This is a genomic window from Paenibacillus sp. FSL L8-0340, assembly GCF_038593145.1.
In the GTDB taxonomy this organism is placed as follows: Bacteria; Bacillota; Bacilli; order Paenibacillales; family Paenibacillaceae; genus Paenibacillus_AQ.
This window is the reverse complement of the sequence record NZ_CP151967.1, coordinates 3,860,085-3,874,590: the sequence shown is the minus strand read 5'-3', so window position 1 is coordinate 3,874,590 and position 14,506 is coordinate 3,860,085. Positions and strand designations below refer to the sequence as shown.

At 44.0% G+C, this 14,506-nt stretch carries 17 protein-coding genes; 6 read left to right on the top strand and 11 right to left on the bottom strand.

The annotated features are described in order from the left end of the window. Positions 1-20 precede the first annotated feature (20 nt). Entirely contained in the window at positions 21-1,310 is a 1,290-nt protein-coding gene (locus NST07_RS17330; RefSeq protein ID WP_341093328.1) for an arsenic transporter, read from the bottom strand. Between the two features lie 303 nt (positions 1,311-1,613). On the opposite strand from NST07_RS17330, the gene NST07_RS17325 reads away from it, so the two are divergent. The 3 genes from NST07_RS17325 to NST07_RS17315 all read left to right on the top strand — a co-directional run bounded on the left by NST07_RS17325 (position 1,614) and on the right by NST07_RS17315 (position 3,474). After that, the gene (locus NST07_RS17325) at positions 1,614-2,063 is read left to right on the top strand and encodes a MarR family winged helix-turn-helix transcriptional regulator (RefSeq protein ID WP_341093327.1); all 450 of its coding nucleotides are present in this window, start codon (positions 1,614-1,616) and stop codon (positions 2,061-2,063) included. Between the two features lie 86 nt (positions 2,064-2,149). After that, positions 2,150-2,956 carry an arsenite methyltransferase gene (locus tag NST07_RS17320; protein ID WP_341093326.1) on the top strand — a complete coding sequence of 269 codons (807 nt, stop codon included), beginning with the start codon at positions 2,150-2,152 and terminating at the stop codon, positions 2,954-2,956. Between the two features lie 20 nt (positions 2,957-2,976). Beyond that, a complete protein-coding gene (locus NST07_RS17315) occupies positions 2,977-3,474 on the top strand; it encodes an arsinothricin resistance N-acetyltransferase ArsN1 family A (RefSeq protein ID WP_341093325.1) in 498 nt (165 codons plus the stop codon). A gap of 120 nt (positions 3,475-3,594) precedes the next feature. Here NST07_RS17315 and NST07_RS17310 read toward each other — a convergent pair whose 3' ends face one another. From NST07_RS17310 to NST07_RS17290, 5 genes are all read right to left on the bottom strand, one after another. Then, positions 3,595-4,026 carry a GNAT family N-acetyltransferase gene (locus NST07_RS17310; RefSeq protein WP_341093324.1) on the bottom strand — a complete coding sequence of 144 codons (432 nt, stop codon included), beginning with the start codon at positions 4,024-4,026 and terminating at the stop codon, positions 3,595-3,597. A gap of 97 nt (positions 4,027-4,123) precedes the next feature. Continuing rightward, positions 4,124-5,122: an NADP-dependent oxidoreductase gene (locus NST07_RS17305; RefSeq protein WP_342479843.1), complete on the bottom strand. Its 999-nt coding sequence runs from the start codon at positions 5,120-5,122 to the stop codon at positions 4,124-4,126. 114 nt (positions 5,123-5,236) lie between these two features. Next, positions 5,237-5,989: an SDR family NAD(P)-dependent oxidoreductase gene (locus NST07_RS17300; RefSeq protein WP_341093321.1), complete on the bottom strand. Its 753-nt coding sequence runs from the start codon at positions 5,987-5,989 to the stop codon at positions 5,237-5,239. 375 nt (positions 5,990-6,364) lie between these two features. Then, on the bottom strand, positions 6,365-6,952 hold the full coding sequence (locus tag NST07_RS17295; RefSeq protein WP_342479842.1) for a sugar O-acetyltransferase: 588 nt from the start codon (positions 6,950-6,952) through the stop codon (positions 6,365-6,367). A 228-nt stretch (positions 6,953-7,180) separates the two neighbouring features. After that, a complete protein-coding gene (locus tag NST07_RS17290) occupies positions 7,181-7,537 on the bottom strand; it encodes a VOC family protein (protein ID WP_342479841.1) in 357 nt (118 codons plus the stop codon). Positions 7,538-7,615: 78 nt separating this feature from the next. On the opposite strand from NST07_RS17290, the gene NST07_RS17285 reads away from it, so the two are divergent. Next, entirely contained in the window at positions 7,616-8,074 is a 459-nt protein-coding gene (locus NST07_RS17285; protein WP_342479840.1) for a helix-turn-helix domain-containing protein, read from the top strand. After that, positions 7,963-8,745 carry an IS630 family transposase gene (locus NST07_RS17280; protein WP_342481933.1) on the top strand — a complete coding sequence of 261 codons (783 nt, stop codon included), beginning with the start codon at positions 7,963-7,965 and terminating at the stop codon, positions 8,743-8,745. Before NST07_RS17285 ends, NST07_RS17280 begins: the two co-directional genes overlap by 112 nt. A 96-nt stretch (positions 8,746-8,841) precedes the next feature. Here NST07_RS17280 and NST07_RS17275 read toward each other — a convergent pair whose 3' ends face one another. Beyond that, the gene (locus tag NST07_RS17275) at positions 8,842-9,363 is read right to left on the bottom strand and encodes an SMI1/KNR4 family protein (protein WP_341093318.1); all 522 of its coding nucleotides are present in this window, start codon (positions 9,361-9,363) and stop codon (positions 8,842-8,844) included. Between the two features lie 15 nt (positions 9,364-9,378). Continuing rightward, positions 9,379-9,915, bottom strand: coding sequence for a DUF2262 domain-containing protein (locus NST07_RS17270; RefSeq protein ID WP_342479839.1), 537 nt, complete (start codon positions 9,913-9,915; stop codon positions 9,379-9,381). 323 nt (positions 9,916-10,238) lie between these two features. Here NST07_RS17270 and NST07_RS17265 point away from each other — a divergent pair, with 323 nt between their 5' ends. Further along, positions 10,239-11,414 carry a serine hydrolase domain-containing protein gene (locus NST07_RS17265; RefSeq protein WP_341093316.1) on the top strand — a complete coding sequence of 392 codons (1,176 nt, stop codon included), beginning with the start codon at positions 10,239-10,241 and terminating at the stop codon, positions 11,412-11,414. 39 nt (positions 11,415-11,453) lie between these two features. On the opposite strand, the gene NST07_RS17260 is transcribed toward NST07_RS17265, so the two are convergent. From NST07_RS17260 to fsa, 3 genes are all read right to left on the bottom strand, one after another. After that, a complete protein-coding gene (locus tag NST07_RS17260) occupies positions 11,454-11,972 on the bottom strand; it encodes a GNAT family N-acetyltransferase (protein ID WP_341093315.1) in 519 nt (172 codons plus the stop codon). 388 nt (positions 11,973-12,360) lie between these two features. Beyond that, a complete protein-coding gene (gene gndA / locus NST07_RS17255) occupies positions 12,361-13,779 on the bottom strand; it encodes an NADP-dependent phosphogluconate dehydrogenase (protein WP_342479838.1) in 1,419 nt (472 codons plus the stop codon). 35 nt (positions 13,780-13,814) lie between these two features. Continuing rightward, positions 13,815-14,483 carry a fructose-6-phosphate aldolase gene (fsa, locus tag NST07_RS17250; protein WP_342479837.1) on the bottom strand — a complete coding sequence of 223 codons (669 nt, stop codon included), beginning with the start codon at positions 14,481-14,483 and terminating at the stop codon, positions 13,815-13,817. Between the last annotated feature and the right edge of the window lie 23 nt (positions 14,484-14,506).

The following is a 14,506-nucleotide window of genomic DNA, read 5'->3' as shown; positions in this document are numbered from 1 at the left end:
GATGCATATCTCCTTTAGTGTTAAAATAGAATCAATGTAATATATAAGCCCAACAGTGTGATGAAAAGCGTGGGAATCGTCAGAATTATACCTGTTTTGAAATACGTTCCCCAGGATATCTTCACACCTTTGGTCGAAAGCACATGAAGCCACAGCAAGGTTGCCAGTGAACCAATCGGTGTAATCTTCGGTCCTAAGTCAGAACCGATGACATTCGCATAAATCAGGGCTTCCTTAATTAGTCCCGAGGTCTGCGTAGCCTCAATGGCCAGGGCATCAATCATGACGGTAGGCATGTTATTCATTACTGAGGAGATGATTGCGGCAATAAAGCCCATCCCCATCGTAGCAGCAAATACCCCTTGTTCCGATATAGTCTGAATGGCATCAGCCAGTACATCCGTAAGGCCTGCATTTCGCAGCCCATACACGACGACATACATGCCGATGGAAAAGAATACGATCGACCAAGGTGCGCCCTTCACCACTTCCATGGTCGGAACAGCTGGACTTCTTCTTGCCATGATCAGGAAAAATATGGCGATAATCCCAGCCACCACAGAAACAGGAATGTTCAGGAATTCACTGACAAAGTATCCCACCAGCAGAACAGCAAGAACAACCCAGGACAACTTGAACATTTGATCGTCTTTAATGGCCTCTTGAGGACTTTTCAGCTGTGAGCTATCAAAGTTCCTTGGAATACTTTTACGGAAGAAGAGATAGAGCAAGATAATGCTTGCACCTAAGGAAAATAAGGTTGGCAATAACATCCGCCCGGCATATTCCATAAAGGTCAGTCCAAAAAAGTCTGCCGATACGATATTCACCAAATTGCTTACAACCAGCGGCAATGATGTTGTATCCGCAATAAACCCGCTGGCAATGATGAACGGAAATACTTTTTTTTCGTCGAAATGGAGTGCACGGACCATTGCGAGCACAATAGGAGTTAAGATGAGAGCCGCACCATCATTGGCAAAAAACGCGGCTACTACTGCTCCAAGAATGGTGACATAGATGAACATCCGGGTTCCGTTCCCGCGGGCAGCTCTTGCCATATGTAAGGCAGCCCATTCAAAAAAGCCGATTTTATCGAGAATCAACGAGATCAGAATGATCGCCACAAATGCCAAGGTAGCATTCCAGACAATCAGAGTCACATCAAGAACATCGTTAAAGCTGACTACCCCGACAAGCAAAGCTAGTATCGCCCCGCCGCAGGCAGACCATCCAATGGACAGATTTTTAGGCTGCCAAATGACAAAAATCAATGTGACTATAAAGATAAGGCTTGCAAGAGCTACCAAGTAATTACCCCCCAGTAATGTCTACACCGCACGTATCTCAGCTCTCCCTTCAAGAAAATTAGATCGGACCTCGAACATCATTATATAATTATGCGCTTATATAAGCAATAACCTAAATGTCACTTGTAGCAAACAACAGTTGGTATCTTGTTCATATTGTTCTTTTACTAATCCATTGTTTTATTGGTTTGTGTAGATGATGATCATTCGCTGGCTGAAAGATGTCAAAAAGATTCGCGAATTCACATTACACTTGCATTTTACAAGTAATTAAGATATAACTTAAGTCAAGAGGTGAAAACAATGGAAACCCCACGAGAATTATTCCAAATCATGACCCGTCGTTTAGGATTACTGAATAAAGATTGCTGCAGCGTAGGCGGATGTAATCTCTCCGCGAGCCAAAGCCATCTGCTGTATGAAATTGATCGGAGCCATAGTCCCTCCATGCAACAGGTTGCTGAAACACTCGGGACCGATATTACAACCTTTAGCAGACAAGTCCAATCTTTGGTGAAAATGAAGCTGGTTACAAAAACAGCTGACAAGGCAGATCGAAGAGTCTATACTCTGGCGCTTACTCCCGAAGGGAAAATGGTGGCAACAACGATTGATCAACAAATGAACGCCTACCTGAATGAAGCATTTTCGAATATGAGTGAGTTTGAAGTAGAAACTTTACTGCGTTCGATTAAGCTGTTCAACGAAGCTATGGGGAAATCCATCAATTGCTGTGCACCGGTAAAAGGGTGATTCCTCTTGACTTATACTTGCATTTTGCAAGTTATTTCAACAATAATGTGAACATCTAATCCAAACCTTTAAAGGAGTGTTCAATCATGACCCAAATCACAAATGACCAGATCCGCCAGAATGTACGGGGCCGCTACCAAAAAATCGCCGTAAAAAAGGTTGAAGCTGCCTCTTCCTGCTGCACCCCAGCCGACAGCTGCTGTGACTCCCCTTCTGATTTTGATGCCATATCCGCTAAAATGGGCTACTCCAGTGAAGAACTGGCTGCAGCCCCCGAGGGTGCCAATTTAGGCCTTGGATGCGGCAATCCTCAAGCTATTGCTGAACTGCAGGTTGGTGAACATGTTCTGGACCTCGGGAGCGGTGGCGGATTCGATTGTTTCCTGGCCTCCCGGCAGGTAGGTGACCAAGGCCATGTAATCGGTGTGGATATGACACCTGAGATGATCAGCCGCGCAAGGGAGAACTCTATTAAAGGGAAATTTATGAACACTGAGTTTCGTTTGGGCGAGATTGAGCATCTTCCCGTCGCCGACGATTCAGTAAATGTGATTATCTCCAATTGCGTTATTAACCTTTCGCCAGATAAACAACAGGTGTTCCGTGAAGCCTACCGGGTCCTTCAGCCGGGCGGTCGTCTGGCCATCTCGGACATCGTAACTACGGCGGAACTTCCACCTGAAATTAAAAATGATCTTGATGAACTCTACTCTGGTTGTATCTCCGGTGCCTCTTCCATTACAGTTGTTGAAGCGTTGCTTCGCGAAACCGGCTTTACTGATATCAGGATTGAGCCTAAAGACGAGTCCAGAATATTTATAAAAGACTGGGTTCCCGGTGCCAATGTTGACCAATACATCGTTTCAGCCGTTATTAAAGCAGTAAAACCTTAAACTGATTGGAGGTTATGGATATGCAGAACATTAGCGTTCGGAAGGCAACTTATGCAGATGTAGAGGATATTCTTCACATTTATAATCAAGGCATCGAAGATCGAATTGCTACTCTTGAAGAAGAAACGAAAGATCTTCCCTTCATAAATAACTGGTTTGATGATCATCAAGGAAGATTTGCGATTCTGGTCGCCGAAGATGATCAGGGCATCATTGGCTGGTCGTCTTTAAATCATTATTCTCTTCGCTGCGCATATCGTGGAGTGGCTGATTTGTCCATCTATATTCATAGGGAGTATCGAGGCCAAGGCATCGGATCCATACTATTGGAAGCTTTAGAAGAAGAAGCCCGAAAAAATGAGTTTTATAAAATCGTCTTGTTTACCTTCCCTTTCAATGGAAATGGGCAAGGTTTGTATCGAAAAATGAAATATCGTGAAGTCGGTGTATTTGAGAACCAAGGAATTTTAGATGGAAAGCCGACTGACGTGATGATTATGGAGAAGCTGCTTGTTTGACTTGATACGCCAAGAATGAGTCCGAATTCTGGATGAATTCAATCCATGGTACTAGACATTGATCTATTCGCCAATCAGACCAAGTTCTTGTCCTGCGCAAAGGACAAGAACTTGTATCCTTTATGACTCCTCCCATTCCATTAGATATTCCTCCTGATTAGTGTTTTCATCTAATAGAGTTTCTTTAATAGTAAAGCCGTTCTTCTCATAGAAGCGTGTTGCTGAAGTATTTTCTTTATATACTTTTAATGTGATTTTTGATTTTTGACTTTTCATGAAATTAATTAATTCTTTTCCATAACCATTTTTTTGATATGACGTATCAATAAAAAGTGCCGCTAAATAGTCATCAACCATAGAAACGAACCCAACAATTTCTGCTTGATTGTAAATTACATAGGTGTCCGACATGGGAATGTATTTATCTCTCATCTCCGTTTTTTGAGAAAGCCAATATTCTTGAGCGATAAAATCATGTGCTTGAATTGAGACTCTATACCAAATATCAGTTAAAATATCAATATCACTTTGCTTATGTAACTCTATTCTCATATTTATTTCCCCTTTTCGAATTCTTTGCTTCTGGGCGTTGGATATAATTTGTTTTTACTCAGAACACGCGAGCAACGTCGCTTAAGTTACTTGTTATTTAGAAGGTCAGAATAACTTTGCCCTGGGAATGGCCCGTCGACACTTTAAGCAACGCCTTGTTAATATCACCAAACGTATAAGTTGAATCTATAGAGGGTTTAATATTTTCTTTTTCAACAAGTTTGGTGATTTCTTGTAATTGACTTCCGTTGTCTTGCACAAATAAAAAACGATATTCATTTTGTTTCTTACGCGCTAAAGAATCTAAACGAGCACCCACTAGGCCAAACAATGCTTTTTTCCACACCGGAAAATGATTATCAGCCGCAAAGCGATAATTAGGTCCTGCTTTCAATGATACCAGTTTCCCTTGTGGTTTTAAAATGCCCAGTTCAGCTTTGATCTCTTGGGTACCCAAGGTGTCGATCACATAATCGATATTTGACAGTATGTTAGCATAATTCTCTGCCTTGTAATTTATGAATTGATCAGCCCCGATCGACAGTGTACGTGATTTTCCTCTTTCACTGCCGCTTGTAATAACATATAATCCCATTGATTTGGCAATGGGGATTGCCATAGCACCAAAACCTCCGGTTCCTCCAGGAATGAATAGCTTTTTATTCGGCTGGGCACGGAGTACATCGTGTAATGCTTGATAAGCAGTCAAGGCAGTAAGGGGTACTGCAGCTGCTTCAATAAAAGATAGATTTTCAGGCATGATGGATAAAGCATCTTCATTCACGGCTGCATATTCAGCAAAAGCACCGATTTTATTAAGCGGCAATCTCGTATAAACAGGGTCACCAACCTTAAAATTCAAAACATCATCTCCAACGGCTTCAATAATTCCTGATAGTTCATTCCCTAAAGTTAATGGAAACTTATAGTCGGCAATCATCCGAACACTGCCATTCAGATTAAGGATGTCCAGTGGATTTACACCTGCAGCTTTTACTTTGACAAGTACCTCATGGCTATTGATCTCTGGTATGTTAACATCATTTAATTCCACTTGTATTATTTTTGAATATTTCTGTATTTGAGCTGCTCTCATATTCATCCTCTTCCTTTGCTAAATTGGGGATAGCATCGAACATCTTTAGACTAAAAACATGGCGCACAATCTTCAGTTGTACGCCATGTTTCACCTTTATCCGGTTCTCTGAACTTAAGATTCTGAAATTATTGGATAGATTCTGCCCCTCAGATTGAAATCATAGTTCTGGTCTACAATCCCGACCCCTTCGTTGTTATCATAAAGATCCACCATAAAGCCCGCCATTTGTTTGGCAGTGTGGTACTTAGGCATGTTTGCTTTGTAATCAAACTCTTCAGCATCTAATGATTTCTTCACGAATTCTGTTTCCGTTATTGCTGGTGCTAAAACTTTTGCTTTTAGTTTTGCGCCTTTCATTTCTAGTTCTTTTGCAAGCCCTTCTGTGAAGGCACTAACGTAATATTTAGATGCAGAATAAGCAACATTCCCAACAGCAATGGCATATCCGAGTGCGGAAGAGACGTTAATTAACTGAGTTCCTTCTACATCAGCATAATCTCGCACATATAGTGTAGAAAGGATCGTCAAGGATTCGATGTTAACACGTAACATAGTTTCAACTTTATCTAAATTCTGCTCAACTACAAAAGCAGCTTCACCGAGCCCCGCATTGTTAATCCAGGTCTCAATTTGGTATTCCTTTAGACTGCTATACAGTGTGTGGGCCTGATCTGTAACAGACAGGTCACTTGTACGAACAATAACATTAACAGTAGGATCAATATCCTGAATTGCTGATTTGAGTTCTTCTAATTTGTCCAATCTTCTAGCAACCAAAATTAAGTTTTTGCCACGTGCAGCAAACGCCAATGCCGCCTCATATCCAATCCCTGAACTTGCTCCTGTAATAACTGTATACTTCATAATATTCTCTCCTCCATAACATGAAATTAGTGTAAATGAGCTTTAAGTACATTTTAGAACGATCGTTCTTATTTAGGCAAAAAAACAGTATGTCTAGACGGCCATATTCATTTTCAATGAAACGTGGCTTTTTATCTGCGTATTCCTCCCATGCCAACAATATAACATAATTAGAACGGACGGTAAAGAATGATTTTATAACCGGAATTAAGGGGATAAGGATGGATAGAAGGATAACCTCAGGCTTTGTGGCAATAGGATAAGAACAGACTTTTTAGCCGATTCCCTCTATTTGGGGCAAAAAAAATCAACCCATTTAAATGAGTTGATGAATACCCTGTCTTCAAGATCGTCCGGAAAATCCATTCAATATACTTATCTTCTCCAAGGACGATCGGAAAATTTAATCGGTCTAATAACCTTGCACGGATTTCCTGCAGCAATGACATTAGGAGGAATATCTTTGGTCACTACGCTTCCAGCACCAACAATGCTGTTTTCGCCTATAGTCACACCCTGAGTAACTTTAACGTCTCCCCCCAGCCATACCCGATCCCCTAAAGTAATTGGTTTCGAATAGACTCCTTTATCCACCCGTTCAAACGGATCCTCCGCATGATTTGCTGCATATAACCCCACTCGTGGCCCAATAAAGACATCATTTCCAATTTTCACTTCGTTACAATCAAGAATAATCATGTCGTGATTAATATACACATCGTGTCCCATAGAGATATTGAATCCAAACTCACAACGGAAGTTAGATTCAATATATACATTCTCACCCACGTCTGAAAACAATTCTTTCAATATAGACATATCGTAGCCTTCATTTGTATTTACTTTTTGATTATATTCCCGGCACATGGTTAAAGCGCGTGACCTAACTTCTGCTACATCATCACCTGCGTCATCATACATCTCCCCAGAATTTATAATCTGTTTGATTTTTTCGATGTCCATAACCTACTCCCTTTCGAGTTGTTTTTTGTGAATTCTGCATCCGGTATTCCGGTCTCACTATTTTTATGCTTCCCAACTGTCAAATATCCATCTTCATTAATACCTAATAAAGACACTTGGATATCAACTGACGCGGCTTGTTCATACCTTCACTGATCCACACCTCCAAAACACCTACCACCCCAGCGACAAGGAAAATAGCCTCCGTTTGTTTGAATTCATCAAAGATCAGCTGCCCTCAGAAAACATCGATATTGCGAACGATTCAGCGATTTCATGCACGTTACCAAACGGATCAACGAAAGCAGCATATCGCCCTTCAGTAGGTTTATCATGCAAAAATTGAATACCCTTATCCTTCATTTCCTTATAAGTTTGCTCAACGGACACGACCTCAAACACCAAAACTGTTCTAGCCTCGTTTGAATAATCTCCAATTTCTTTGGTCTTTTCACACTTGAAAGCTATAAGCTGACAGCCGTCAAGGGCAAATACAAGCTTGTTTTCTTGCTCTAACAGTGTTTGCAAACCTAGTAATTCAGAATAAAACCATCTCGCCTTTGTCATGTCATTGACGAAAATCATTATATGTCCTAGTACCTTGACCGATTTTAATTCTAGTTTTATGCTCTACCTATAAGAAGAATATGGGAGGGCTAGTAGATGAACAAAAAATACGAGATTCGACTTGAACCGAAAGAACGCGAATGGATCGAACAACTTCTCCATGCCGATTCGACGTCGCCCGGCATTCGCCGCCGCTGTCTCGTGCTGCTGCTTTCGGACGAAAATCAAGGTGTCATCCCCAAACAGACTGAAATTGCCAGTCGTTCAGGAGTCAGTAATGTGACAGTCTATTACACGGTAAAAGACTATTGCACCCGCGGGTTGGATCAGACGCTCCGTTACCGTCGACGCGATGAGCCGGCACGTCCTTCACCGATCACAGGTGAAGTGGAAGCCCGAATTATTGCGCTAGCTTGTTCCGAGCCTCCAAAGGGGTACGCTCGCTGGACCATTCGTTTGTTGACGCGTCGAGTCATCGAACTGAATATTTTGGAATCTGTCGGACGAGAAACCATTCGGACGACTTTAAAAAAACAAAACTTAAACCTCACCTGAAAAAACAATGGTGCATTCCCGCCAAATCGAGCAGTGAGTTCGTCGCTCGGATGGAAGACGTCCTAGAGACCTACGCCCTTGCGTATGACCCTGATATCCCCCTCATTTGTATGGATGAACAGCCGATCCAACTGCTCAATCATTCACGGCCTCCACAAACCATGAAGCCTGGACAGGTTCTACGAGAAGATTACGAATATGTTCGCAAAGGAAGCTGCAGCCTGTTTCTGTTCACGGAGCCGCTCGCCGGGTGGCGTCACGTGCAGGCTTCGGAAAGACGGACTAAATCCGATTGGGCTCTGCAGATCCAGGAGTTACTGGAGGTCTACTATCCAGAGGCGAAACGGGTTCGGCTAGTGATGGACAACTTGAATACTCATACGATCTCGTCCTTGTATGAAACCTTTGCACCTGAACACGCATTAGCCTTGGCAAAACGGCTCGAGATCCATTACACCCCTAAGCATGGCAGCTGGTTGAATATCGCAGAAATTGAACTCAGTGTTCTGACGATTCAATGCCTGAACCGCCGAATTGCCTCCATTGAAGAATTGCAAGTCGAGGTGTCGGCTTGGGAAACCGAACGCAACCGAATCCAGAAATCCGTCGATTGGCAATTTACCACTGAGCAAGCACGAGGCAAATTAAAGCATTTATATCCTGAAATTTGATCTGGTCAAGGTACTAGTTTCATAAGGCTATGCTGCCCCTTCACTTTTTGAGGATACCATTTTTTATGGTTCTATGCAGAATCTACCTCTATCTTCTCACTCCTCTTCATTCAAGCATTGTTCAATAAAGTCAAACAAGCCTGCCGCCTCAACAGACCGGTTTCCCCAGTCATGATAAAAATAGAGCAACTGCCCAAAGGTCCCTTCTCCAGTTGGGTCCGTGTCTACACAGAGATGATCGCCACCCCCGTTGCTGGCAATAGGGATCCACCGCGGATTCCACAGGAACGGCTTGATCTGCGGGGCAATCTCCGGTTCCATGTCATCCGGATCAAACTCTTCATTTAGAAATTCCCAATCCTCGAGAATCTTTTCAAGCGGCGACAGCGATAGATTTCGGACAAAACACTCCGAGCCTGCTTCCCAATCCTGACCATTATATATGCTGTAGAAGTCCCTCAACTCCTGCGGAAGTACAACCTCCAGCGTACTGGCAAGCCCATCAAGTTCTTCTCTGCTAGCGCCAGGCTGTAAATTCAAACTCGCTTCGTACCCCGGATTATTCCGGCTGCCTTTGGCAATAATGCGCTGCCACAGTGTCTTCGCCTTCTCTGTCATATGTCCCCATCCTCCTTATAAACCTTGGTTTACAAAATTTTTGTGTTCATCTATGTCCATATGTATCCGATGTCCGGCAAAATAATCCGGTTTGTTCCCAAGCTCAATTGACATCTTAAACGAACCGGCACCATCTACCTGCTCAAAAACAACACTCCATAGAAACAAGCTGTTTAAAAAAGCTTCATCCGAAATAGGGACTCTAACAGTATGCCCGTCCAGCTCCACATAGCCTTCATTGTCTGATAGCTCAACAAAATCCGGGTCATCCCATATCCATTCCTCGGCCCGCTCTTTAGCCCACTCCATCGCCTTACCGAGTTCTCCCTTGTTCATCTGAAGCCAGGCAAGCTCCTTCTCCAATAAAGGAACGGCACTTATAGCTGCATTTTTTGCCATTTCCTTACTTCCGATTGCCGTGGGCAGGAAGATTTCAACCTCAACATCGTCTCCCCAAATCTGTACAGGCTGGAAACAGCAGCAATATGTCTCCTTCGTCAATTCCGTTATTGACCACGATTCAACGGGTATCCGGATCACTACATCTGACATTTATTTTTCTCCTCCATCACAATGCTGAATTCATGCTCGTCCAATGAGTATCCGCGAAATCATTGAGCTAGCCTGTCCGGTACTACATTTGGATTGATTTACTCCTTCCAATATACCCCAAATAATGCCGAGGAGACAGCATATCTTATGGAAAACTATTCGGTGGAATAAGAGTTATATTGTATTCGTTTTGCAGGTTAACCGGATTGCGTTCCACCGTGGCACTATACAATCTGTCCGAAAGCGCTTAATATTTTCTATAACGAATGGTTAACATCCGCTTTAGTTAAAGTGAAGTTATTCGAGAAGGAGACATAAGTGACATGCTGGAGTCAAACTTAACCAACCAATTGAAAAAAACGCTGAAAACAAGTATCGGCAACAAGGAAATCGCAGGAGCAAACTTCATGCTGATCAAAAACGGCAAAGAAGTTTTTTACCATGAAGACGGCTTGGCCGATCTTGAGTCGGGACGTCCTATTACAAGGGATTCGATTTTTCGTTTATATTCGATGACGAAGCCGATTACCGCCACTTCCGTCATGATGCTGCTCGAGCGTGGGGATATTGATTTATTCGATCCTGTTAGCCGTTATATCCCGGGCTTCCAAAATCAACAGGTCGAAAAAAACGGCGAACTGGTGCCTGTCAGCCGGGAAGTCAACATTCACGATCTGCTGAACATGACATCGGGATTGGTATATGGCGGAACGGACAAAGCCGGACAGTATACGGATGCTCTGTTCCAAGAACTGGGCAGCCGTTTGTACAGTGAAAACGCGATGAGCACAATGGAATTTGCAAACTGCCTAGGTAAGGGCCCTCTTTCGTTCGAGCCGGGATCGTACTGGCAATACGGAACCTCGGCAGACGTCCTTGGTGCGATTGTGGAAGCGGTTAGCGGCATGCGGTATGGGCAATTTTTGAAAAAGGAAATCTTCGAACCGCTGGAAATGAAAGATACCGGTTTCTGGCTGCCTGAAGGAAAAAGAGAACGCCTTGTGAAAACCTATCAGGATGATGGTGAAGGCGGTTTGAAGCTGTATGCGGAAAGCCACCTGGGCATTGGCCATCAGATGGACCTTGATCCGGCATTTGAGTCGGGCGGAGCGGGACTTGTGTCTACGATTGACGATTCCGCCAAATTTACAACAATGCTAATGAATCAAGGCAGCTTAAAAGGTGTTCAACTATTGAAGCCCGGAACAGTTAAATATTTAACGTCTGCAGCTTTAACCGATTGGCAGCAAAAAGGCTTCGATACGTGGCATACATTGCGCGGACATAGCTACGGCAATCAGATGCGCATCATGACCGACTGCGGAAAAGCCGGATTTATCGGCAGCCAAGGTGAATACGGCTGGGACGGCTGGCTGGGGGCGTACTTCAGCAACAGTCCTCAAGAAGGTCTGACTATACTATTTATGATTCAAAAAAAAGATGCCGGCACGATGGCAATTACGCGCAAGCTGCGCAATATCGTGTTCAGCACCTTGTAAGGGGCAATATGAAGGGAATCGCACAGTTAGGAATAACTTTCAGGCGAATGTTTTGGTCATGATAAGATCAATTTGTTCTTCATCACCCATGTAAAAAGAGTGAGCTCCCGTTTGAACAAAACCGATTTTTTTATAAAAATCAATGGCCTTCTCATTCTTTTCCCAAACTCCTAGCCAGATCATCTTTTTATTTTGTATCACCGCTACTTCCATTGCTTTGTCTATTAGATATTTTCCAAGCCCTTTCCTTTGAAAATTGTTTCTTATATAGATTCTTTCAATTTCTAGTGACTCATCACCTGCTTTTTCAGATTGGGAATCATTGATGTTTACTTTTAGATATCCGGCAAGTTCTTCATTAAAAAAGATGAAAAAGAATTCTGAAAAAACATTGCTCAATTCCTTTTCCAACTGTTTATAGGTAAATGCTTTTTCTAAATAGGTTTTCATATTTTCAGGTGAATTCTGATGTTTAAACGTATCATTGAATGTCTCAACGCTAATTTGCTGTAGTATTTGTAAATCTTCACGGCTGCACTTCTTTATTATTACTGACATTCTAGGAAGCTCCTTTATATAAGATTAAGATATTCTGCAATTCCATCAATTTTTAACTTGTCGCCCACGTTTAATATTTTATAATATTATTGTTGCATTTACAACATATTATTAGAGGGATTCTCATCTGGGCTACAGCCTTAGCTTAGGGGCAGTTTCACTTACGGACGCAGATCGGTGCATAATCACCAACTCATTAAAAGTGGTGGATTTGCTGGCTGTTTACTTTAATTTATTTTATGTATCCCACATAATCATTGAAATCGAGCTACTAAATGACTCAATGAAGGTTGAGCGGCTCTTTACTCCGTAATCCCTCAGATGCTAAAAAAGCCCGGGCTTATTCACCCGGACTTCTGCAAAGATATTTATATCTGATGATAGCTTATTATTCGTTGTTGTTCATCCATTGAAAATGGAAGCTTCCCGGCTGATCCACCCGTTCAAAGGTATGCGCTCCAAAGTAGTCTCTTTGTGCCTGCAGCAGGTTGGCCGGGAGACGTTCGGAGCGGTAGCTGTCATAGTAGGCCAGCCCGGAAGCGAAGGCCGGAACCGGAATTCCTCTTTTGACGGCAATCGCAACTACATCTCTCCACGCTTCCTGGTAGTTATGAACCACACTGCTGAAATACTCATCCAGGAAGAGGTTTTTGAGCTCAGGGTCGCGGTCATAGGCGTCCTTGATATTTTGCAGGAAGCCTGCGCGGATAATGCAGCCTCCGCGGAAGATCATCGCAATGCTGCCGTAGTTCAGGTTCCAGTTATATTCATCCGAAGCCACTCTCATCTGGGCAAAGCCTTGGGCGTACGAAGCGATTTTGCTGGCATAGAGCGCTTTGCGGACTGCCTCGATGAATGCCTTGGCGTCTCCGTCATAGCTCTTGACCTCAGGTCCCTTCAGGCGCTTGCTTGCAGCCACACGCTCTTCCTTCATGGCAGAGATGAAGCGTGCAAAGACGGATTCAGTAATGATGGACAACGGAACGCCCAGATCGAGTGCATTTTGACTCGTCCATTTGCCCGTCCCCTTTTGTCCGGCGGAATCCAGGATCACATCGACCATCGGCTTGCCTGTGTCCGGGTCTGCTTTGGCGAAGATGTCGGCTGTAATCTCGATGAGATAGCTGCTAAGCTCGCCTCGGTTCCATTCCGAGAAAATCTGATGCAGCTCACCGGTATCCAGTCCCAGTACATCCTTCAATAACTGATACGCTTCGCCAATAAGCTGCATATCGCCGTATTCGATGCCGTTATGGACCATTTTGACATAGTGCCCGGCTCCACCTTCTCCGATGTAAGTGGAGCACGGATCGCCGTCCACTTTGGCCGAAATGGCGGTCAGGATTGGTTCCACCAGCTCATAAGCATCCTTTTGTCCGCCTGGCATAATGGCGGGTCCCTTCAGCGCCCCTTCTTCACCGCCCGATACCCCTGCACCAATGAAGCGGAAGCCTTGAGCCTGAAGCTCTTTGTTACGTCTTTGCGTATCCGGGAAAAAGGCGTTCCCGCCGTCAATCAGGATATCCCCTGGCGACAAATACGGCACCAGCTGCTGAATCGTATCATCGGTCGGCTTGCCGGCCTTGACCATAATCATGATTTTGCGCGGCAGCTCCAGAGACTGGACGAACTCCTCAATACTGTAGGCACCTGCGAAATTTTTGCCCGCAGCTTCTGCAAGCAGCTCATCGGTTTTCTCCCGGGAACGGTTATACAGGGCCACCGAGAACCCTTTGCTCTCCATATTCAAGGCCAGATTCTTACCCATGACGGCTAAGCCGACCACACCAATCTGCTGTTTACCCATCGTCAATAAACCTCCCTATGATATGTGCAGGACAATTAGACCTGCGGCGCTTTCTTCCAGTCGGCAGCGAACTTCTCCAGTCCCTGATCGGTCAGCGGATGTTTGGAGATCTGCTCGATCACGCTGAACGGAATAGTGGCAATATGCGCACCGGCCATGGCAACGCGGGTCACATGGTCCGGATGGCGGACCGAAGCAGCGATAATCTGCGCATCCAGGTTATGAATGCGGAATAACTCGGCAACTTTTACGATCAATTGCACCCCATCCTCTGAAATATCATCCAGACGGCCCAGGAATGGCGATACATAAGTAGCTCCTGCACGGGCAGCCAGCAGCGCTTGGTTCACCGTGAAGATCAGCGTCACGTTTGTTTTCACGCCTTTTTTAGTCAGATACCGGCAGGCTTCCAGACCTGCGAGCGTCATCGGGAGCTTGATCGTAATGTTTTTATCATAATTATTGATCTTGATCAGCTCGTTCGCTTGTTCAATCATTTCTTCCGCAGTGACGGCATCCGGTGTTACCTCAGCGGATACGGACTCTACCTCTGGCACAGTGCGCAGAATTTCGGCAATGCGGTCTTCAAATTTCACGCCTTCTTTGGCTACCAGAGAAGGATTCGTTGTGACTCCGGACAGTACACCGATTTGGTGTGCTTTTTTAATGTCTTCCACATTTGCAGTATCGATAAAAAATTTCATATTCGTAAACCTCCATTTTTAGT